This is a genomic window from Bacillus sp. SCT118 (assembly GCF_058566435.1).
In genome coordinates this window covers 3905188-3919528 of sequence record NZ_CP191225.1, presented here as the reverse complement: position 1 = coordinate 3919528, position 14341 = coordinate 3905188, and the positions used below count along the sequence as shown (strand labels likewise).

14 protein-coding genes and 1 other annotated feature are annotated in these 14341 nt (G+C 42.9%); all 14 genes read left to right on the top strand.

Translation table 11 applies throughout. From position 1 onward, the window contains the following. The 14 genes from ACQVGT_RS20115 to rpoC all read left to right on the top strand — a co-directional run bounded on the left by ACQVGT_RS20115 (position 1) and on the right by rpoC (position 14308). A complete protein-coding gene (locus ACQVGT_RS20115; protein ID WP_004399685.1) occupies positions 1-432 on the top strand; it encodes a mini-ribonuclease 3 in 432 nt (143 codons plus the stop codon). Beyond that, positions 416-1165, top strand: a complete 750-nt coding sequence (gene rlmB, locus ACQVGT_RS20110; protein WP_014475598.1) for a 23S rRNA (guanosine(2251)-2'-O)-methyltransferase RlmB — start codon at positions 416-418, stop codon at positions 1163-1165. The genes ACQVGT_RS20115 and rlmB overlap by 17 nt, the downstream gene beginning before the upstream one ends. Positions 1166-1171: 6 nt before the next feature. Next, complete coding sequence (gene rae1, locus ACQVGT_RS20105; protein WP_003235032.1) at positions 1172-1684, top strand: ribosome-dependent mRNA decay endonuclease Rae1/YacP; 513 nt, start codon at positions 1172-1174, stop codon at positions 1682-1684. A gap of 62 nt (positions 1685-1746) precedes the next feature. Further along, positions 1747-2403 (top strand): RNA polymerase sporulation sigma factor SigH, encoded by a 657-nt coding sequence (gene sigH / locus ACQVGT_RS20100; protein ID WP_003225758.1) that lies wholly within the window; start codon positions 1747-1749, stop codon positions 2401-2403. 92 nt (positions 2404-2495) lie between these two features. Continuing rightward, positions 2496-2645, top strand: a complete 150-nt coding sequence (gene rpmG / locus ACQVGT_RS20095; protein ID WP_003156421.1) for a 50S ribosomal protein L33 — start codon at positions 2496-2498, stop codon at positions 2643-2645. A 33-nt stretch (positions 2646-2678) separates the two neighbouring features. After that, entirely contained in the window at positions 2679-2858 is a 180-nt protein-coding gene (gene secE, locus ACQVGT_RS20090) for a preprotein translocase subunit SecE (RefSeq protein ID WP_004399676.1), read from the top strand. Positions 2859-3036: 178 nt separating this feature from the next. Beyond that, positions 3037-3570, top strand: coding sequence for a transcription termination/antitermination protein NusG (gene nusG, locus ACQVGT_RS20085; RefSeq protein WP_003225764.1), 534 nt, complete (start codon positions 3037-3039; stop codon positions 3568-3570). A gap of 167 nt (positions 3571-3737) precedes the next feature. Then, positions 3738-4163 carry a 50S ribosomal protein L11 gene (gene rplK / locus ACQVGT_RS20080; RefSeq protein ID WP_003156430.1) on the top strand — a complete coding sequence of 142 codons (426 nt, stop codon included), beginning with the start codon at positions 3738-3740 and terminating at the stop codon, positions 4161-4163. A gap of 94 nt (positions 4164-4257) precedes the next feature. Beyond that, positions 4258-4956 carry a 50S ribosomal protein L1 gene (gene rplA / locus ACQVGT_RS20075; protein WP_003235040.1) on the top strand — a complete coding sequence of 233 codons (699 nt, stop codon included), beginning with the start codon at positions 4258-4260 and terminating at the stop codon, positions 4954-4956. Positions 4957-5001: 45 nt separating this feature from the next. Continuing rightward, positions 5002-5142 (top strand) — a sequence feature (ribosomal protein L10 leader region). 65 nt (positions 5143-5207) lie between these two features. Continuing rightward, complete coding sequence (rplJ, locus tag ACQVGT_RS20070) at positions 5208-5708, top strand: 50S ribosomal protein L10 (protein WP_003235042.1); 501 nt, start codon at positions 5208-5210, stop codon at positions 5706-5708. Between the two features lie 45 nt (positions 5709-5753). Then, the gene (rplL, locus tag ACQVGT_RS20065; protein ID WP_003156436.1) at positions 5754-6125 is read left to right on the top strand and encodes a 50S ribosomal protein L7/L12; all 372 of its coding nucleotides are present in this window, start codon (positions 5754-5756) and stop codon (positions 6123-6125) included. An 89-nt stretch (positions 6126-6214) separates the two neighbouring features. Further along, the gene (locus ACQVGT_RS20060; RefSeq protein ID WP_003235045.1) at positions 6215-6820 is read left to right on the top strand and encodes a class I SAM-dependent methyltransferase; all 606 of its coding nucleotides are present in this window, start codon (positions 6215-6217) and stop codon (positions 6818-6820) included. Between the two features lie 245 nt (positions 6821-7065). Further along, positions 7066-10647: a DNA-directed RNA polymerase subunit beta gene (rpoB, locus tag ACQVGT_RS20055; RefSeq protein ID WP_009966326.1), complete on the top strand. Its 3582-nt coding sequence runs from the start codon at positions 7066-7068 to the stop codon at positions 10645-10647. A 61-nt stretch (positions 10648-10708) separates the two neighbouring features. Continuing rightward, positions 10709-14308 (top strand): DNA-directed RNA polymerase subunit beta', encoded by a 3600-nt coding sequence (gene rpoC, locus ACQVGT_RS20050; RefSeq protein ID WP_004399688.1) that lies wholly within the window; start codon positions 10709-10711, stop codon positions 14306-14308. Positions 14309-14341 lie beyond the last annotated feature (33 nt).

The window sequence follows — 14341 nt, the reverse complement described above, 5'->3', positions numbered from 1 at the left end:
ATGCTTGAATTTGATACGATAAAAGATTCTAAGCAGCTTAACGGTCTTGCGCTTGCTTATATAGGTGATGCCATTTTTGAAGTGTATGTCAGGCATCACCTGCTTAAGCAGGGCTTTACCAAACCAAATGATCTTCATAAGAAATCAAGCCGGATTGTTTCAGCAAAGTCACAGGCTGAGATCCTATTTTTTCTGCAGAATCAATCATTTTTTACGGAAGAAGAGGAAGCGGTGCTGAAAAGAGGCAGAAATGCCAAGTCAGGGACAACACCTAAAAATACAGATGTTCAGACGTACCGCTACAGTACAGCATTTGAAGCGCTTCTGGGCTACCTTTTTCTAGAGAAAAAAGAGGAACGACTTAGTCAGCTCGTAGCCGAAGCTATACAATTCGGGACGTCAGGGAGGAAAACAAATGAGTCAGCAACATGATTACGTCATAGGGAAAAATGCAGTGATCGAGACGTTAAAATCTGATCGGAAGCTGTATAAGCTGTGGATGGCGGAAAACACCGTAAAGGGACAAGCACAGCAAGTGATTGAGCTTGCCAAAAAGCAGGGAATCACGATTCAATACGTCCCGAGAAAAAAACTCGATCAAATGGTGACAGGACAGCATCAGGGCGTAGTGGCACAGGTTGCAGCGTATGAATATGCAGAACTGGACGATTTATATAAAGCAGCTGAAGAAAAAAATGAACAGCCTTTCTTCCTCATTCTGGACGAGCTTGAAGACCCTCATAATCTGGGTTCCATTATGAGGACAGCAGATGCGGTCGGCGCTCATGGCATCGTTATTCCAAAACGGAGAGCTGTCGGGCTGACAACAACAGTAGCAAAAGCTTCAACAGGAGCAATTGAGCACATTCCTGTAGCAAGAGTCACCAATTTGGCACGGACGTTAGAAGAGATGAAAGAGCGGGGAATCTGGGTTGTCGGAACGGATGCGTCCGCGCGTGAGGATTACCGCAATATGGACGGCAATATGCCTTTGGCTCTAGTCATCGGAAGTGAAGGAAAAGGGATGGGCCGCCTTGTGAAGGAAAAGTGCGATTTTCTCATTAAACTCCCGATGGCCGGAAAGGTAACTTCACTAAATGCATCTGTCGCGGCTGGTCTTTTGATGTATGAAGTCTACCGGAAACGAAACCCTCTGGGAGAATAAAGACCCATGGATATCCTGTTAGTAGACGGGTACAACATGATTGGAGCCTGGCCGCAGCTGAAGGATTTAAAAGCGAACAGTTTTGAAGAGGCGAGAGACGTACTGATTCAGAAAATGGCGGAATATCAATCGTATACAGGAAACAGGGTTATTGTTGTTTTTGACGCGCATCTCGTAAAAGGGCTTGAGAAAAAACAGACCAACCATCGAGTTGAAGTAATTTTTACAAAAGAAAATGAGACGGCTGATGAGCGGATAGAAAAGCTCGCTCAGGCTTTGAATAATATTGCGACTCAAATTCACGTTGCGACCTCTGACTATACTGAGCAGTGGGCGATTTTCGGACAGGGGGCATTGCGGAAATCGGCCCGGGAGCTTTTGAGAGAGGTAGAAACGATTGAAAGGCGAATAGAGAGACGGGTAAGAAAAATCACTTCCGAAAAGCCGGCGGGTAAAATTGCTTTATCGGAAGAGGTTTTGAAAACGTTTGAAAAGTGGAGGCGGGGAGACTTAGATTAAGTTGACGCTTTTTTGCCCAATACTGTATAATATTTCTATCTACGTGCGCCGGGGGGATCGGAGTGAATCTACAGAACAACAAGGGAAAATTCAACAAAGAGCAGTTTTGCCAGTTGGAGGACGAGCAGGTCATTGAAAAGGTTCATGTTGGGGACAGTGATGCGTTAGATTACTTGATTACGAAGTACCGAAACTTTGTTCGGGCAAAAGCAAGATCCTATTTCTTAATAGGGGCGGACAGAGAGGATATTGTTCAGGAAGGCATGATAGGCCTCTATAAGTCTATTCGTGACTTCAAAGAGGACAAGCTTACCTCATTCAAAGCTTTCGCAGAATTATGTATTACCCGCCAAATTATTACCGCAATAAAGACAGCTACTCGCCAGAAACACATTCCTTTGAATTCCTACGTCTCATTAGATAAACCGATTTTTGATGAAGAATCAGACCGAACGCTGCTGGATGTCATTTCAGGAGCGAAAACCTTAAATCCTGAGGAAATGATCATTAATCAGGAAGAATTTGATGATATTGAAATGAAAATGGGAGAACTATTAAGTGATTTAGAGAGAAAAGTACTCGTCTTATATCTCGACGGGAGAAGTTACCAAGAGATTTCTGATGAACTGAACCGACATGTGAAATCGATCGACAATGCCCTTCAGCGTGTGAAACGCAAGCTGGAGAAGTACTTGGAAATTCGCGAAATCAGTTTGTAATAGGAATTTATGCTATATTGACAGTATTTTTCTGACTATGATATGTTACTAAAGATAAGAACTAATGTCTATTTAGAAAAAGGTGTAATGACATGAGAAAAAAGATTACGTTAGCATGCAAGACATGCGGAAACCGTAATTATACGACAATGAAGAGCTCTGCATCAGCGGCTGAGCGATTAGAAGTAAAGAAATACTGCAGTACTTGCAATTCACATACAGCTCATCTTGAAACAAAATAGTTTTTGCGCTTTTAAATTGTGGAGGTCTTTTACATGCGTATTATGAAATTCTTTAAAGATGTTGGGAAAGAAATGAAAAAGGTAAGCTGGCCTAAAGGAAAAGAGTTAACGCGTTATACCATTACGGTAATTTCAACAGTTATCTTTTTTGTTATCTTTTTTGCCCTCCTTGACACAGGAATTTCTCAATTAATTCGTTTAATAGTTGAATAATGATCAGCAATACGTGCTATAATAGATCATAATATTACTTGCCAAAACCCGTTCAGCGGGTTTTTTATTGTGGCTTAAAATGATAGTTATCATAGGCTTGCCGCCTATTTTTTGAAGCGTTATGGTAATTCATTAAAACCAAATGCGGGGAGGGAAGGACTGGACAGTCCTGAATAGAATGGAAAAGAATTGGTATGTTGTTCACACGTACTCTGGTTATGAGAATAAAGTAAAAGCCAACTTGGAAAAACGTGTTGAATCAATGGGGATGCAGGATAAAATTTTCCGTGTAGTCGTACCCGAAGAAGAAGAAACGGATATCAAAAACGGCAAGAAAAAAGTTGTGAAAAAGAAAGTATTCCCTGGTTATGTGCTTGTTGAAATTGTAATGACAGACGACTCTTGGTATGTTGTCCGCAACACACCGGGCGTTACGGGATTCGTAGGATCCGCCGGATCAGGTTCAAAACCGACGCCGCTTCTTCCGGGCGAAGCAGAAACCATTCTGAAGAGAATGGGCATGGATGAACGCAAAACTGATATTGACTTTGAACTGAAAGAGACAGTGAAAGTAATAGACGGACCTTTTGCTAACTTTACAGGATCAATTGAAGAGATTGATTATGATAAAAGCAAGGTCAAAGTTTTCGTTAATATGTTTGGCCGTGAAACGCCGGTTGAGCTGGAATTTACCCAAATCGATAAATTGTAATGTGAAAAAACTTGAAATTGCTATATATAAATGATAATATAGCAAAGGTACGTCTTGGACTTATCCAAGGCAACTAGCATGATATTTCGTCATTCATATAAAGAATGAAACCTTGAGTGGGAGGGTTTACCCTATTACCACATCACGGACTTAAGGAGGTGTGTCTCGTGGCTAAAAAAGTAGTTAAAGTTGTAAAATTGCAAATTCCTGCTGGAAAAGCTAACCCAGCACCACCAGTTGGACCTGCACTTGGTCAAGCCGGTGTTAACATCATGGGATTCTGTAAGGAGTTTAACGCTCGTACAGCTGACCAAGCTGGTTTAATCATTCCTGTTGAAATTTCGGTTTACGAAGACCGTTCATTTACATTTATTACAAAAACTCCACCTGCTGCAGTATTGCTTAAAAAAGCAGCTGGAATTGAGTCTGGTTCTGGTGAACCAAACCGTAATAAAGTGGCAACCGTTAAGCGCGATAAAGTACGCGAAATCGCTGAAACGAAAATGCCTGACTTAAACGCAGCAGACGTTGAAGCGGCAATGCGCATGGTTGAAGGTACTGCCCGCAGTATGGGTATTGTAATCGAGGATTAATTTGTTTCTTGTCGGGTTGCGAGTTTTAACAAGTTCGCAACCCTTATTCGTGGGAGGTTATTCCGCTATAACCACATAAGGAGGAAATTTTAAAATGGCTAAAAAAGGTAAAAAGTACGTTGAAGCTGCTAAGCTTGTAGACCGTTCTAAAGCTTACGACGTCTCTGAAGCAGTAGCTCTCGTTAAAAAAACAAACACAGCTAAATTCGACGCTACAGTTGAAGTGGCTTTCCGTTTAGGGGTTGACCCTCGTAAAAACGACCAGCAAATCCGTGGAGCAGTTGTGCTTCCAAACGGAACTGGTAAAACTCAGCGCGTTCTCGTTTTCGCAAAAGGCGAAAAAGCGAAAGAAGCTGAAGCTGCTGGTGCAGATTTCGTAGGCGATACTGACTACATCAACAAAATTCAACAAGGCTGGTTCGATTTCGATGTTATCGTAGCTACACCTGACATGATGGGTGAAGTTGGTAAAATCGGTCGTGTACTTGGACCAAAAGGTTTAATGCCAAACCCTAAAACTGGTACAGTTACTTTCGAAGTTGAAAAAGCGATCGGCGAAATCAAAGCTGGTAAAGTTGAATACCGCGTTGATAAAGCTGGAAACATTCATGTTCCTATCGGTAAAGTTTCTTTCGAGGATGAAAAACTTGTTGAGAACTTCACAACAATGTACGATACAATCCTTAAAGCTAAACCTGCTGCAGCTAAAGGCGTTTACGTGAAAAACGTTGCTGTAACTTCTACTATGGGACCTGGTGTCAAAGTAGACTCTTCAACTTTTAACGTAAAATAATATTGACATGACATCAACATTCTGATATTATTCAAAATGTTGTAAAATAGAATATCATTTATACCGTAGACAGTAGGGGCCTAACCGCTTAATTATCCTACCGAGGTGTATATTATCACAGCTATTACGTTACGTATGCTTGTATATACAGCCTCCATGTCTCATGGAGGCTTTTTATATGGAATCCGTCGTCTCAGTCGTGATCACCTAACGGTATAAGTGTTACACAAGAATCTACAGGAGGTGTAACCATGAGCAGCGCAATTGAAACAAAAAAAGTTGTTGTTGAAGAAATTGCTTCTAAACTGAAAGAAAGTAAATCAACGATCATCGTTGACTATCGCGGACTTAACGTTTCTGAAGTAACTGAACTTCGTAAACAGCTTCGCGAAGCTAACGTTGAGTTCAAAGTTTACAAAAATACGATGACTCGCCGTGCGGTTGAACAAGCTGAACTTAATGGTTTGAATGATTTCTTAACTGGACCGAACGCGATCGCATTCAGCACTGAAGATGTTGTCGCTCCGGCTAAAGTTCTTAATGACTTCGCTAAAAATCACGAAGCTCTTGAAATCAAAGCTGGCGTTATCGAAGGTAAAGTTTCTACTGTTGAAGAAGTGAAAGCTCTTGCTGAACTTCCATCACGCGAAGGCTTGCTTTCTATGTTGCTTAGCGTACTTCAAGCTCCAGTTCGCAACCTTGCTCTTGCTGCAAAAGCTGTGGCAGAACAAAAGGAAGAACAAGGCGCTTAATCTAATCAGTTTTTCATAAATTAAAACAAAATGGAGGAATTACAAATGGCTTTAAATATCGAAGAAATCATTGCTTCCGTTAAAGAAGCAACTGTACTTGAATTGAACGACCTAGTAAAAGCAATCGAAGAAGAATTTGGCGTAACTGCTGCTGCTCCTGTAGCTGTAGCTGGCGGAGCTGCTGCAGGCGGAGCTGCTGAAGAGCAAAGCGAATTCGATCTTATCCTTGCTGGTGCAGGATCTCAAAAAATCAAAGTTATCAAAGTTGTACGTGAAATCACTGGTCTTGGCTTGAAAGAAGCTAAAGAACTTGTTGACAACACTCCAAAACCACTTAAAGAAGGTATTGCTAAAGAAGAAGCTGAAGAGCTTAAAGCTAAACTTGAAGAAGTTGGCGCTTCTGTAGAAGTTAAGTAATCTTCACTTACCTGTAGGGGAAGCTCGCTTTTATGAGGCGAGCTTTTTCTTTGCCATTCTTTAAGCCATGAAAAAAGGAGGTTCTAATAATGAGTGAGCACTATTATTCAGAAAAACCTTCAGTGAAAAGCAACAAGCAAACCTGGTCTTTTAGGCTTCGGAATAAAGATTTCACGTTTACCAGCGACAGCGGGGTTTTTTCTAAAAAAGAAGTTGATTTCGGTTCCCGCCTGCTGATTGATTCTTTTGAAGAGCCTGAGGTTGAGGGCGGCATTTTGGATGTAGGCTGCGGATACGGCCCGATTGGTTTATCGCTCGCCAGCGACTTTAAAGACCGGACTATCCACATGATTGACGTTAATGAGAGAGCCGTAGAACTATCAAATGAAAATGCGGAACAGAACGGAATAACAAACGTTAAGATTTATCAAAGCGATTTGTTTTCAAACGTTGATTCTGCTCAAACATTTGCTTCTATTCTTACAAATCCCCCAATCCGAGCCGGAAAAAAAGTTGTCCATGCTATCTTTGAGAAAAGCGCTGAACACTTAAAAGCTTCAGGTGAATTGTGGATCGTCATACAGAAAAAGCAAGGCGCGCCTTCTGCCATTGAAAAGCTCGAGGAACTGTTCGATGAAGTTTCTGTCGTTCAAAAAAAGAAAGGCTATTATATCATAAAAGCAAAAAAAGTTTGACTCGGTATTTTAACTATGTTAATATTGTAAAATGCCAATGTATATATTTTGCTTGATATGATGAATTGTCAATATCTATGTATAAATTATACAAGTATGGAAATGCTAATAAAATCGGTATTTGTTTTTGGATGTGGTTTTCTTAATTAGAAACCCTTTTTTCTTTTGTCTTGTAAAAGTATTTTCTTTCTTTGGAAGAAATGCTTATTACACATATAATACGCATGATTTGAGGGGTGAATCAGTTGACAGGTCAACTAGTTCAGTATGGACGACACCGCCAGCGCAGAAGCTATGCTCGCATTAGCGAAGTGTTAGAATTACCAAATCTCATTGAAATTCAAACCTCTTCTTATCAGTGGTTTCTTGATGAGGGTCTTAGAGAGATGTTTCAAGACATATCACCAATTGAGGATTTCACTGGTAACCTCTCTCTTGAGTTCATTGATTATAGTTTAGGTGAGCCTAAATATCCTGTAGAGGAATCAAAAGAACGTGATGTGACTTACTCAGCTCCGCTAAGAGTGAAGGTTCGTTTAATTAACAAAGAAACTGGAGAGGTAAAAGACCAAGATGTCTTCATGGGTGATTTCCCTATTATGACAGATACAGGTACTTTTATCATTAACGGTGCGGAACGTGTTATCGTTTCCCAGCTTGTTCGGTCTCCAAGTGTATATTTCAGTGGTAAAGTAGACAAAAACGGTAAAAAAGGTTTTACCGCAACTGTCATTCCAAACCGTGGCGCATGGTTAGAATACGAAACTGATGCGAAAGATGTTGTTTATGTCCGCATTGATCGCACACGTAAGTTGCCGGTTACGGTTCTTTTGCGTGCTCTCGGCTTCGGCTCCGATCAAGAGATTCTTGATCTCATAGGAGAAAACGAATACTTACGAAATACGCTTGATAAAGATAACACAGAAAACAGCGACAAAGCGTTGCTGGAAATTTACGAGCGTCTCCGTCCTGGAGAGCCGCCTACAGTAGAAAATGCGAAAAGCTTGCTTGATTCTCGTTTCTTTGATCCGAAACGATACGATCTTGCCAATGTAGGACGCTATAAAATTAATAAAAAACTTCATATTAAGAATCGCCTCTTCAATCAGAGACTTGCTGAAACGCTTGTTGATCCTGAAACAGGAGAAATCCTTGCTGAAAAAGGCCAGATTCTTGATAGAAGAACACTTGATAAAGTACTGCCATACTTAGAAAACGGAATCGGTTTCAGAAAGCTGTATCCGAATGGCGGCGTTGTTGAAGATGAAGTGACTCTTCAATCAATTAAAATCTTTGCTCCGACTGATCAAGAAGGAGAACAGGTTATTAATGTAATCGGCAATGCTTACATCGAAGAAGAGATTAAAAACATCACGCCTGCTGATATTATTTCTTCAATCAGCTACTTCTTCAACCTGCTGCACGGAGTAGGCGACACAGATGATATCGATCATCTTGGAAACCGCCGTTTACGTTCTGTAGGCGAGCTTCTCCAGAACCAATTCCGTATCGGTTTAAGCCGTATGGAGCGTGTGGTTCGTGAGAGAATGTCAATTCAAGATACGAATACAATTACGCCTCAGCAACTGATCAATATTCGTCCTGTTATTGCGTCCATTAAAGAGTTCTTTGGAAGCTCACAGCTTTCTCAATTCATGGATCAGACGAACCCGCTTGCTGAATTAACGCACAAGCGTCGTCTGTCAGCATTAGGACCGGGCGGATTGACACGTGAGCGTGCCGGAATGGAAGTGCGTGACGTTCACTACTCCCACTATGGCCGTATGTGTCCGATTGAAACGCCTGAGGGCCCGAACATCGGTTTGATCAACTCACTATCATCTTATGCAAAAGTAAACCGTTTTGGCTTTATTGAAACGCCATATCGCCGCGTTGACCCTGAAACAGGGAAGGTAACGGGCAGAATCGATTACTTAACTGCTGATGAAGAGGATAACTATGTTGTCGCTCAAGCGAATGCTCGTCTTGATGACGAAGGCGCCTTTATTGATGACAGCATCGTAGCTCGTTTCCGCGGGGAGAACACTGTTGTTTCCAGAAATCGTGTAGACTACATGGATGTATCGCCTAAGCAGGTTGTATCTGCTGCGACAGCATGTATCCCATTCTTAGAAAACGATGACTCCAACCGTGCCCTCATGGGAGCGAACATGCAGCGTCAGGCTGTGCCTTTGATGCAGCCGGAAGCGCCATTTGTTGGAACTGGTATGGAATACGTATCAGGAAAAGACTCTGGTGCCGCTGTTATTTGTAAACACCCTGGTATCGTTGAACGCGTAGAAGCGAAAAACGTTTGGGTTCGCCGTTATGAAGAAGTAGACGGTCAAAAAGTAAAAGGAAACCTGGATAAATACAGCCTGCTGAAATTTGTCCGCTCTAACCAAGGTACGTGCTACAACCAGCGTCCGATCGTAAGTGTCGGCGATGAAGTGGTAAAAGGAGAAATCCTTGCTGACGGTCCTTCTATGGAGCTTGGTGAACTTGCACTTGGCCGTAACGTAATGGTCGGCTTCATGACATGGGATGGCTACAACTATGAGGATGCCATCATCATGAGTGAACGCCTAGTGAAGGATGATGTTTATACATCTATCCACATTGAAGAATACGAATCAGAAGCACGTGATACGAAACTTGGACCTGAAGAAATCACTCGCGATATTCCAAACGTCGGTGAAGATGCGCTTCGCAATCTTGATGACCGCGGAATCATCCGTATTGGGGCAGAAGTAAAAGACGGAGATCTTCTTGTTGGTAAAGTAACGCCTAAAGGCGTAACTGAACTGACTGCAGAAGAACGCCTTCTTCACGCCATCTTTGGCGAGAAAGCCCGCGAGGTTCGTGATACTTCTCTTCGTGTGCCTCATGGCGGCGGCGGAATTATCCATGACGTTAAAGTCTTCAACCGTGAAGACGGAGACGAACTTCCTCCAGGTGTTAACCAGTTAGTACGCGTATATATCGTTCAGAAACGTAAGATTTCTGAAGGGGATAAAATGGCCGGTCGTCACGGTAACAAAGGTGTTATCTCTAAGATTCTTCCTGAAGAAGATATGCCTTACCTTCCTGACGGCACACCAATTGATATCATGCTTAACCCGCTGGGCGTACCATCACGTATGAACATCGGGCAGGTATTGGAACTTCACATGGGTATGGCCGCTCGTTACCTTGGCATTCACATTGCATCTCCTGTATTTGACGGAGCGCGAGAAGAGGATGTCTGGGAAACACTTGAAGAAGCCGGCATGTCTCGTGACGCCAAAACAGTGCTTTACGACGGACGTACTGGAGAGCCGTTTGATAACCGTGTATCTGTCGGTATCATGTACATGATCAAACTAGCTCACATGGTTGACGATAAACTTCATGCACGCTCTACAGGCCCTTACTCACTTGTTACGCAGCAGCCTCTTGGCGGTAAAGCGCAATTTGGCGGACAGCGTTTTGGTGAGATGGAGGTTTGGGCACTTGAAGCTTACGGTGCGGCTTACACTCTTCAAGAAATTCTGACTGTTAAGTCTGATGACGTGGTTGGACGTGTGAAAACATACGAAGCCATCGTTAAAGGCGACAATGTTCCTGAACCAGGTGTTCCGGAATCATTCAAAGTATTAATCAAAGAACTTCAAAGCTTAGGTATGGATGTCAAAATCCTTTCTGGTGATGAAGAAGAAATAGAAATGAGAGATTTAGAAGACGAAGAAGATGCGAAACAAGCTGACGGCCTGGCATTATCAGGTGATGAAGAGCCGGAAGAAACAGCATCTGCAGACGTTGAACGCGATGTAGTAACAAAAGAATAATCTCTAGTTATAAAGGCAAGTGACATCGGTTAATCCGAAGATAAAAAGGGAGGTAGGCCCCTTGCTAGATGTGAACAATTTTGAGTATATGAACATCGGTCTTGCTTCACCAGATAAAATCCGTTCATGGTCTTTTGGTGAAGTGAAAAAGCCTGAAACGATAAACTATCGTACGTTAAAACCTGAAAAGGACGGTCTATTCTGCGAACGCATTTTCGGACCGACTAAGGACTGGGAATGTCATTGCGGGAAGTACAAGCGAGTTCGTTATAAAGGCGTAGTTTGTGACCGCTGCGGAGTCGAAGTAACACGGGCTAAAGTCCGTCGTGAGAGAATGGGGCACATTGAACTGGCTGCCCCAGTTTCCCACATTTGGTATTTCAAAGGTATTCCAAGCCGTATGGGTCTTGTGCTGGATATGTCACCTCGTGCTTTAGAAGAAGTCATTTACTTTGCTTCTTACGTTGTAACTGATCCGGCGAATACACCGCTTGAAAAGAAACAGCTTCTGTCTGAGAAAGAATATCGTGCTTATCTTGATAAATACGGTAATAAATTCCAAGCATCTATGGGTGCTGAAGCAATTCATAAACTTCTTCAAGATATCGATCTTGTAAAAGAAGTTGATATGTTAAAAGAAGAGCTGAAAACTTCACAAGGACAACGCCGTACTCGTGCGATCAAACGTCTTGAAGTTTTAGAAGCCTTCCGTAACTCAGGAAACAAGCCTTCTTGGATGATCCTTGATGTGCTTCCTGTTATTCCTCCGGAGCTTAGACCGATGGTTCAGCTAGATGGCGGACGTTTTGCGACTTCTGATTTGAATGACCTTTATCGTCGTGTCATCAACCGTAACAATCGTTTGAAACGCCTTTTGGACCTTGGTGCGCCTAGCATCATCGTTCAAAACGAAAAGCGTATGCTTCAAGAGGCTGTCGATGCCCTAATTGACAACGGCCGCCGCGGACGCCCTGTAACAGGTCCTGGTAACAGACCGTTAAAATCTCTTTCTCACATGCTGAAAGGGAAGCAAGGCCGTTTCCGTCAAAACCTTCTTGGTAAACGTGTTGATTACTCCGGACGTTCTGTAATCGTTGTTGGTCCTCATTTGAAAATGTACCAATGCGGATTACCGAAGGAAATGGCGCTTGAACTTTTCAAACCTTTCGTTATGAAAGAACTTGTTGAAAAAGGTCTTGCTCACAACATTAAGAGTGCGAAACGCAAAATTGAGCGCGTACAGCCTGAAGTTTGGGATGTACTAGAATCAGTTATTAAGGAGCACCCGGTACTGCTGAACCGTGCCCCTACACTTCACAGATTAGGTATCCAGGCGTTTGAACCAACGCTTGTTGAAGGACGCGCAATTCGTCTTCACCCGCTCGTATGTACAGCTTACAACGCTGACTTTGACGGTGACCAAATGGCGGTTCACGTACCATTATCTGCTGAAGCACAAGCTGAAGCACGCATCTTGATGCTTGCTGCTCAAAACATCTTGAACCCTAAAGATGGTAAACCGGTTGTAACACCGTCTCAGGATATGGTACTAGGTAACTATTACCTGACACTTGAGCGTGCCGGTGCTGTCGGTGAAGGTATGGTCTTCAAGAATACAGACGAAGCGCTTCTTGCTTATCAAAACGGATATGTTCACCTTCATACGAGAGTAGCTGTTGCAGCTAACTCACTTAAGAATGTGACATTTACCGAAGAACAGCGCTCAAAATTGTTAATTACAACTGTCGGTAAGCTTGTCTTCAATGAAATTCTTCCGGAATCATTCCCTTACATGAATGAACCAACGAAGAGCAACATTGAAGAAAAAACACCTGACCGTTTCTTCTTAGAAAAAGGTGCTGACGTTAAAGCTGTTATCGCACAGCAGCCAATCAATGCGCCGTTTAAAAAAGGCATTCTGGGTAAAATCATCGCGGAAATCTTTAAACGATTCCATATTACGGAAACGTCTAAAATGCTTGACCGCATGAAAAACCTAGGTTTCAAATATTCAACTAAAGCTGGTATTACAGTTGGGGTTTCTGACATCGTCGTACTCGATGATAAACAAGAAATTCTTGAAGAAGCGCAAAGCAAAGTTGACAACGTTATGAAGCAGTTCCGCCGCGGTCTTATCACTGAAGAAGAACGCTATGAGAGAGTCATCTCTATCTGGAGTGCTGCAAAAGACGTTATTCAAGGCAAACTGATGAAATCACTTGATGAACTCAACCCGATCTACATGATGAGTGACTCTGGTGCCCGTGGTAACGCATCTAACTTTACGCAGCTTGCCGGAATGCGCGGCCTGATGGCCAACCCGGCTGGACGTATCATTGAGTTGCCGATCAAATCAAGTTTCCGTGAAGGTCTGACAGTATTGGAGTACTTTATCTCCACACACGGTGCGCGTAAAGGTCTTGCCGATACCGCTCTTAAAACTGCTGACTCAGGTTACCTTACACGCCGTCTCGTTGACGTTGCGCAGGATGTTATCATCCGTGAAACTGATTGCGGAACTGACCGAGGCATTCTTGCTAAGCCTCTTAAAGAAGGAACTGAAACAATTGAGCGCTTAGAAGAACGCTTAATCGGACGTTTTGCAAGAAAACAAGTGAAGCACCCTGAAACAGGTGAAGTGCTTGTGAATGAAAACGAACTGATTGATGAAGATAAAGCACTGGAGATTGTCGAAGCCGGCATTGAAGAAGTGTGGATCCGTTCTGCCTTCACATGTAATACGCCTCATGGTGTATGTAAACGATGCTATGGCCGAAATCTTGCAACTGGCTCCGATGTTGAAGTCGGTGAAGCTGTCGGAATCATTGCTGCCCAATCAATCGGTGAGCCTGGTACACAGTTAACAATGCGTACATTCCATACAGGCGGGGTTGCCGGAGACGATATCACACAGGGTCTTCCGCGTATCCAAGAGCTTTTCGAAGCGCGTAATCCGAAAGGTCAGGCAACAATTACAGAAATCGACGGTACAGTCGTTGAGATCAATGAAGTTCGTGATAAGCAACAGGAAATTGTGGTTCAAGGCGCAGTGGAAACACGTTCTTATACGGCACCTTACAACTCCCGCCTGAAAGTAGCGGAAGGAGATAAAATTACTCGAGGCCAAGTACTGACAGAAGGTTCAATCGATCCGAAAGAACTTCTTAAAGTGACTGACCTGACGACTGTTCAAGAGTATCTTCTCCATGAGGTTCAAAAGGTTTACCGTATGCAGGGTGTTGAAATCGGTGATAAACACGTAGAAGTAATGGTTCGCCAGATGCTTCGCAAAGTACGCGTAATTGATGCTGGTGACACTGATGTGCTTCCAGGTACATTGCTTGATATTCACCAATTTACTGAAGCGAACAAAAAGGTATTGCTTGAAGGCAATCGACCTGCTACAGGCCGTCCTGTCTTACTCGGTATTACAAAAGCATCTCTTGAAACTGATTCATTCTTATCTGCTGCTTCCTTCCAGGAAACAACACGTGTCCTTACAGATGCAGCGATCAAAGGTAAGCGTGACGAGCTTCTCGGCTTGAAAGAGAATGTTATCATCGGTAAGCTTGTTCCAGCTGGTACAGGAATGATGAAATACCGTAAAGTAAAACCAGTATCAAATGTTCAGCCGACTGACGATATGGTTCCGGTTGAATAACTGATTTCATTCTGCTGAAAGACTGTTTTTGCG

Excerpts from the sequence above, each read along its gene's own strand:
- ACQVGT_RS20115 (WP_004399685.1), top strand. The coding sequence starts at position 1 with ATGCTTGAATTTGATACGATAAAAGATTCTAAGCAGCTTAACGGTCTT.
- rlmB (WP_014475598.1), top strand. The coding sequence starts at position 416 with ATGAGTCAGCAACATGATTACGTCATAGGGAAAAATGCAGTGATCGAG.
- rae1 (WP_003235032.1), top strand. The coding sequence starts at position 1,172 with ATGGATATCCTGTTAGTAGACGGGTACAACATGATTGGAGCCTGGCCG.
- rpmG (WP_003156421.1), top strand. The coding sequence starts at position 2,496 with ATGAGAAAAAAGATTACGTTAGCATGCAAGACATGCGGAAACCGTAAT.
- secE (WP_004399676.1), top strand. The coding sequence starts at position 2,679 with ATGCGTATTATGAAATTCTTTAAAGATGTTGGGAAAGAAATGAAAAAG.
- nusG (WP_003225764.1), top strand. The coding sequence starts at position 3,037 with ATGGAAAAGAATTGGTATGTTGTTCACACGTACTCTGGTTATGAGAAT.
- rplA (WP_003235040.1), top strand. The coding sequence starts at position 4,258 with ATGGCTAAAAAAGGTAAAAAGTACGTTGAAGCTGCTAAGCTTGTAGAC.
- rplJ (WP_003235042.1), top strand. The coding sequence starts at position 5,208 with ATGAGCAGCGCAATTGAAACAAAAAAAGTTGTTGTTGAAGAAATTGCT.
- rplL (WP_003156436.1), top strand. The coding sequence starts at position 5,754 with ATGGCTTTAAATATCGAAGAAATCATTGCTTCCGTTAAAGAAGCAACT.
- ACQVGT_RS20060 (WP_003235045.1), top strand. The coding sequence starts at position 6,215 with ATGAGTGAGCACTATTATTCAGAAAAACCTTCAGTGAAAAGCAACAAG.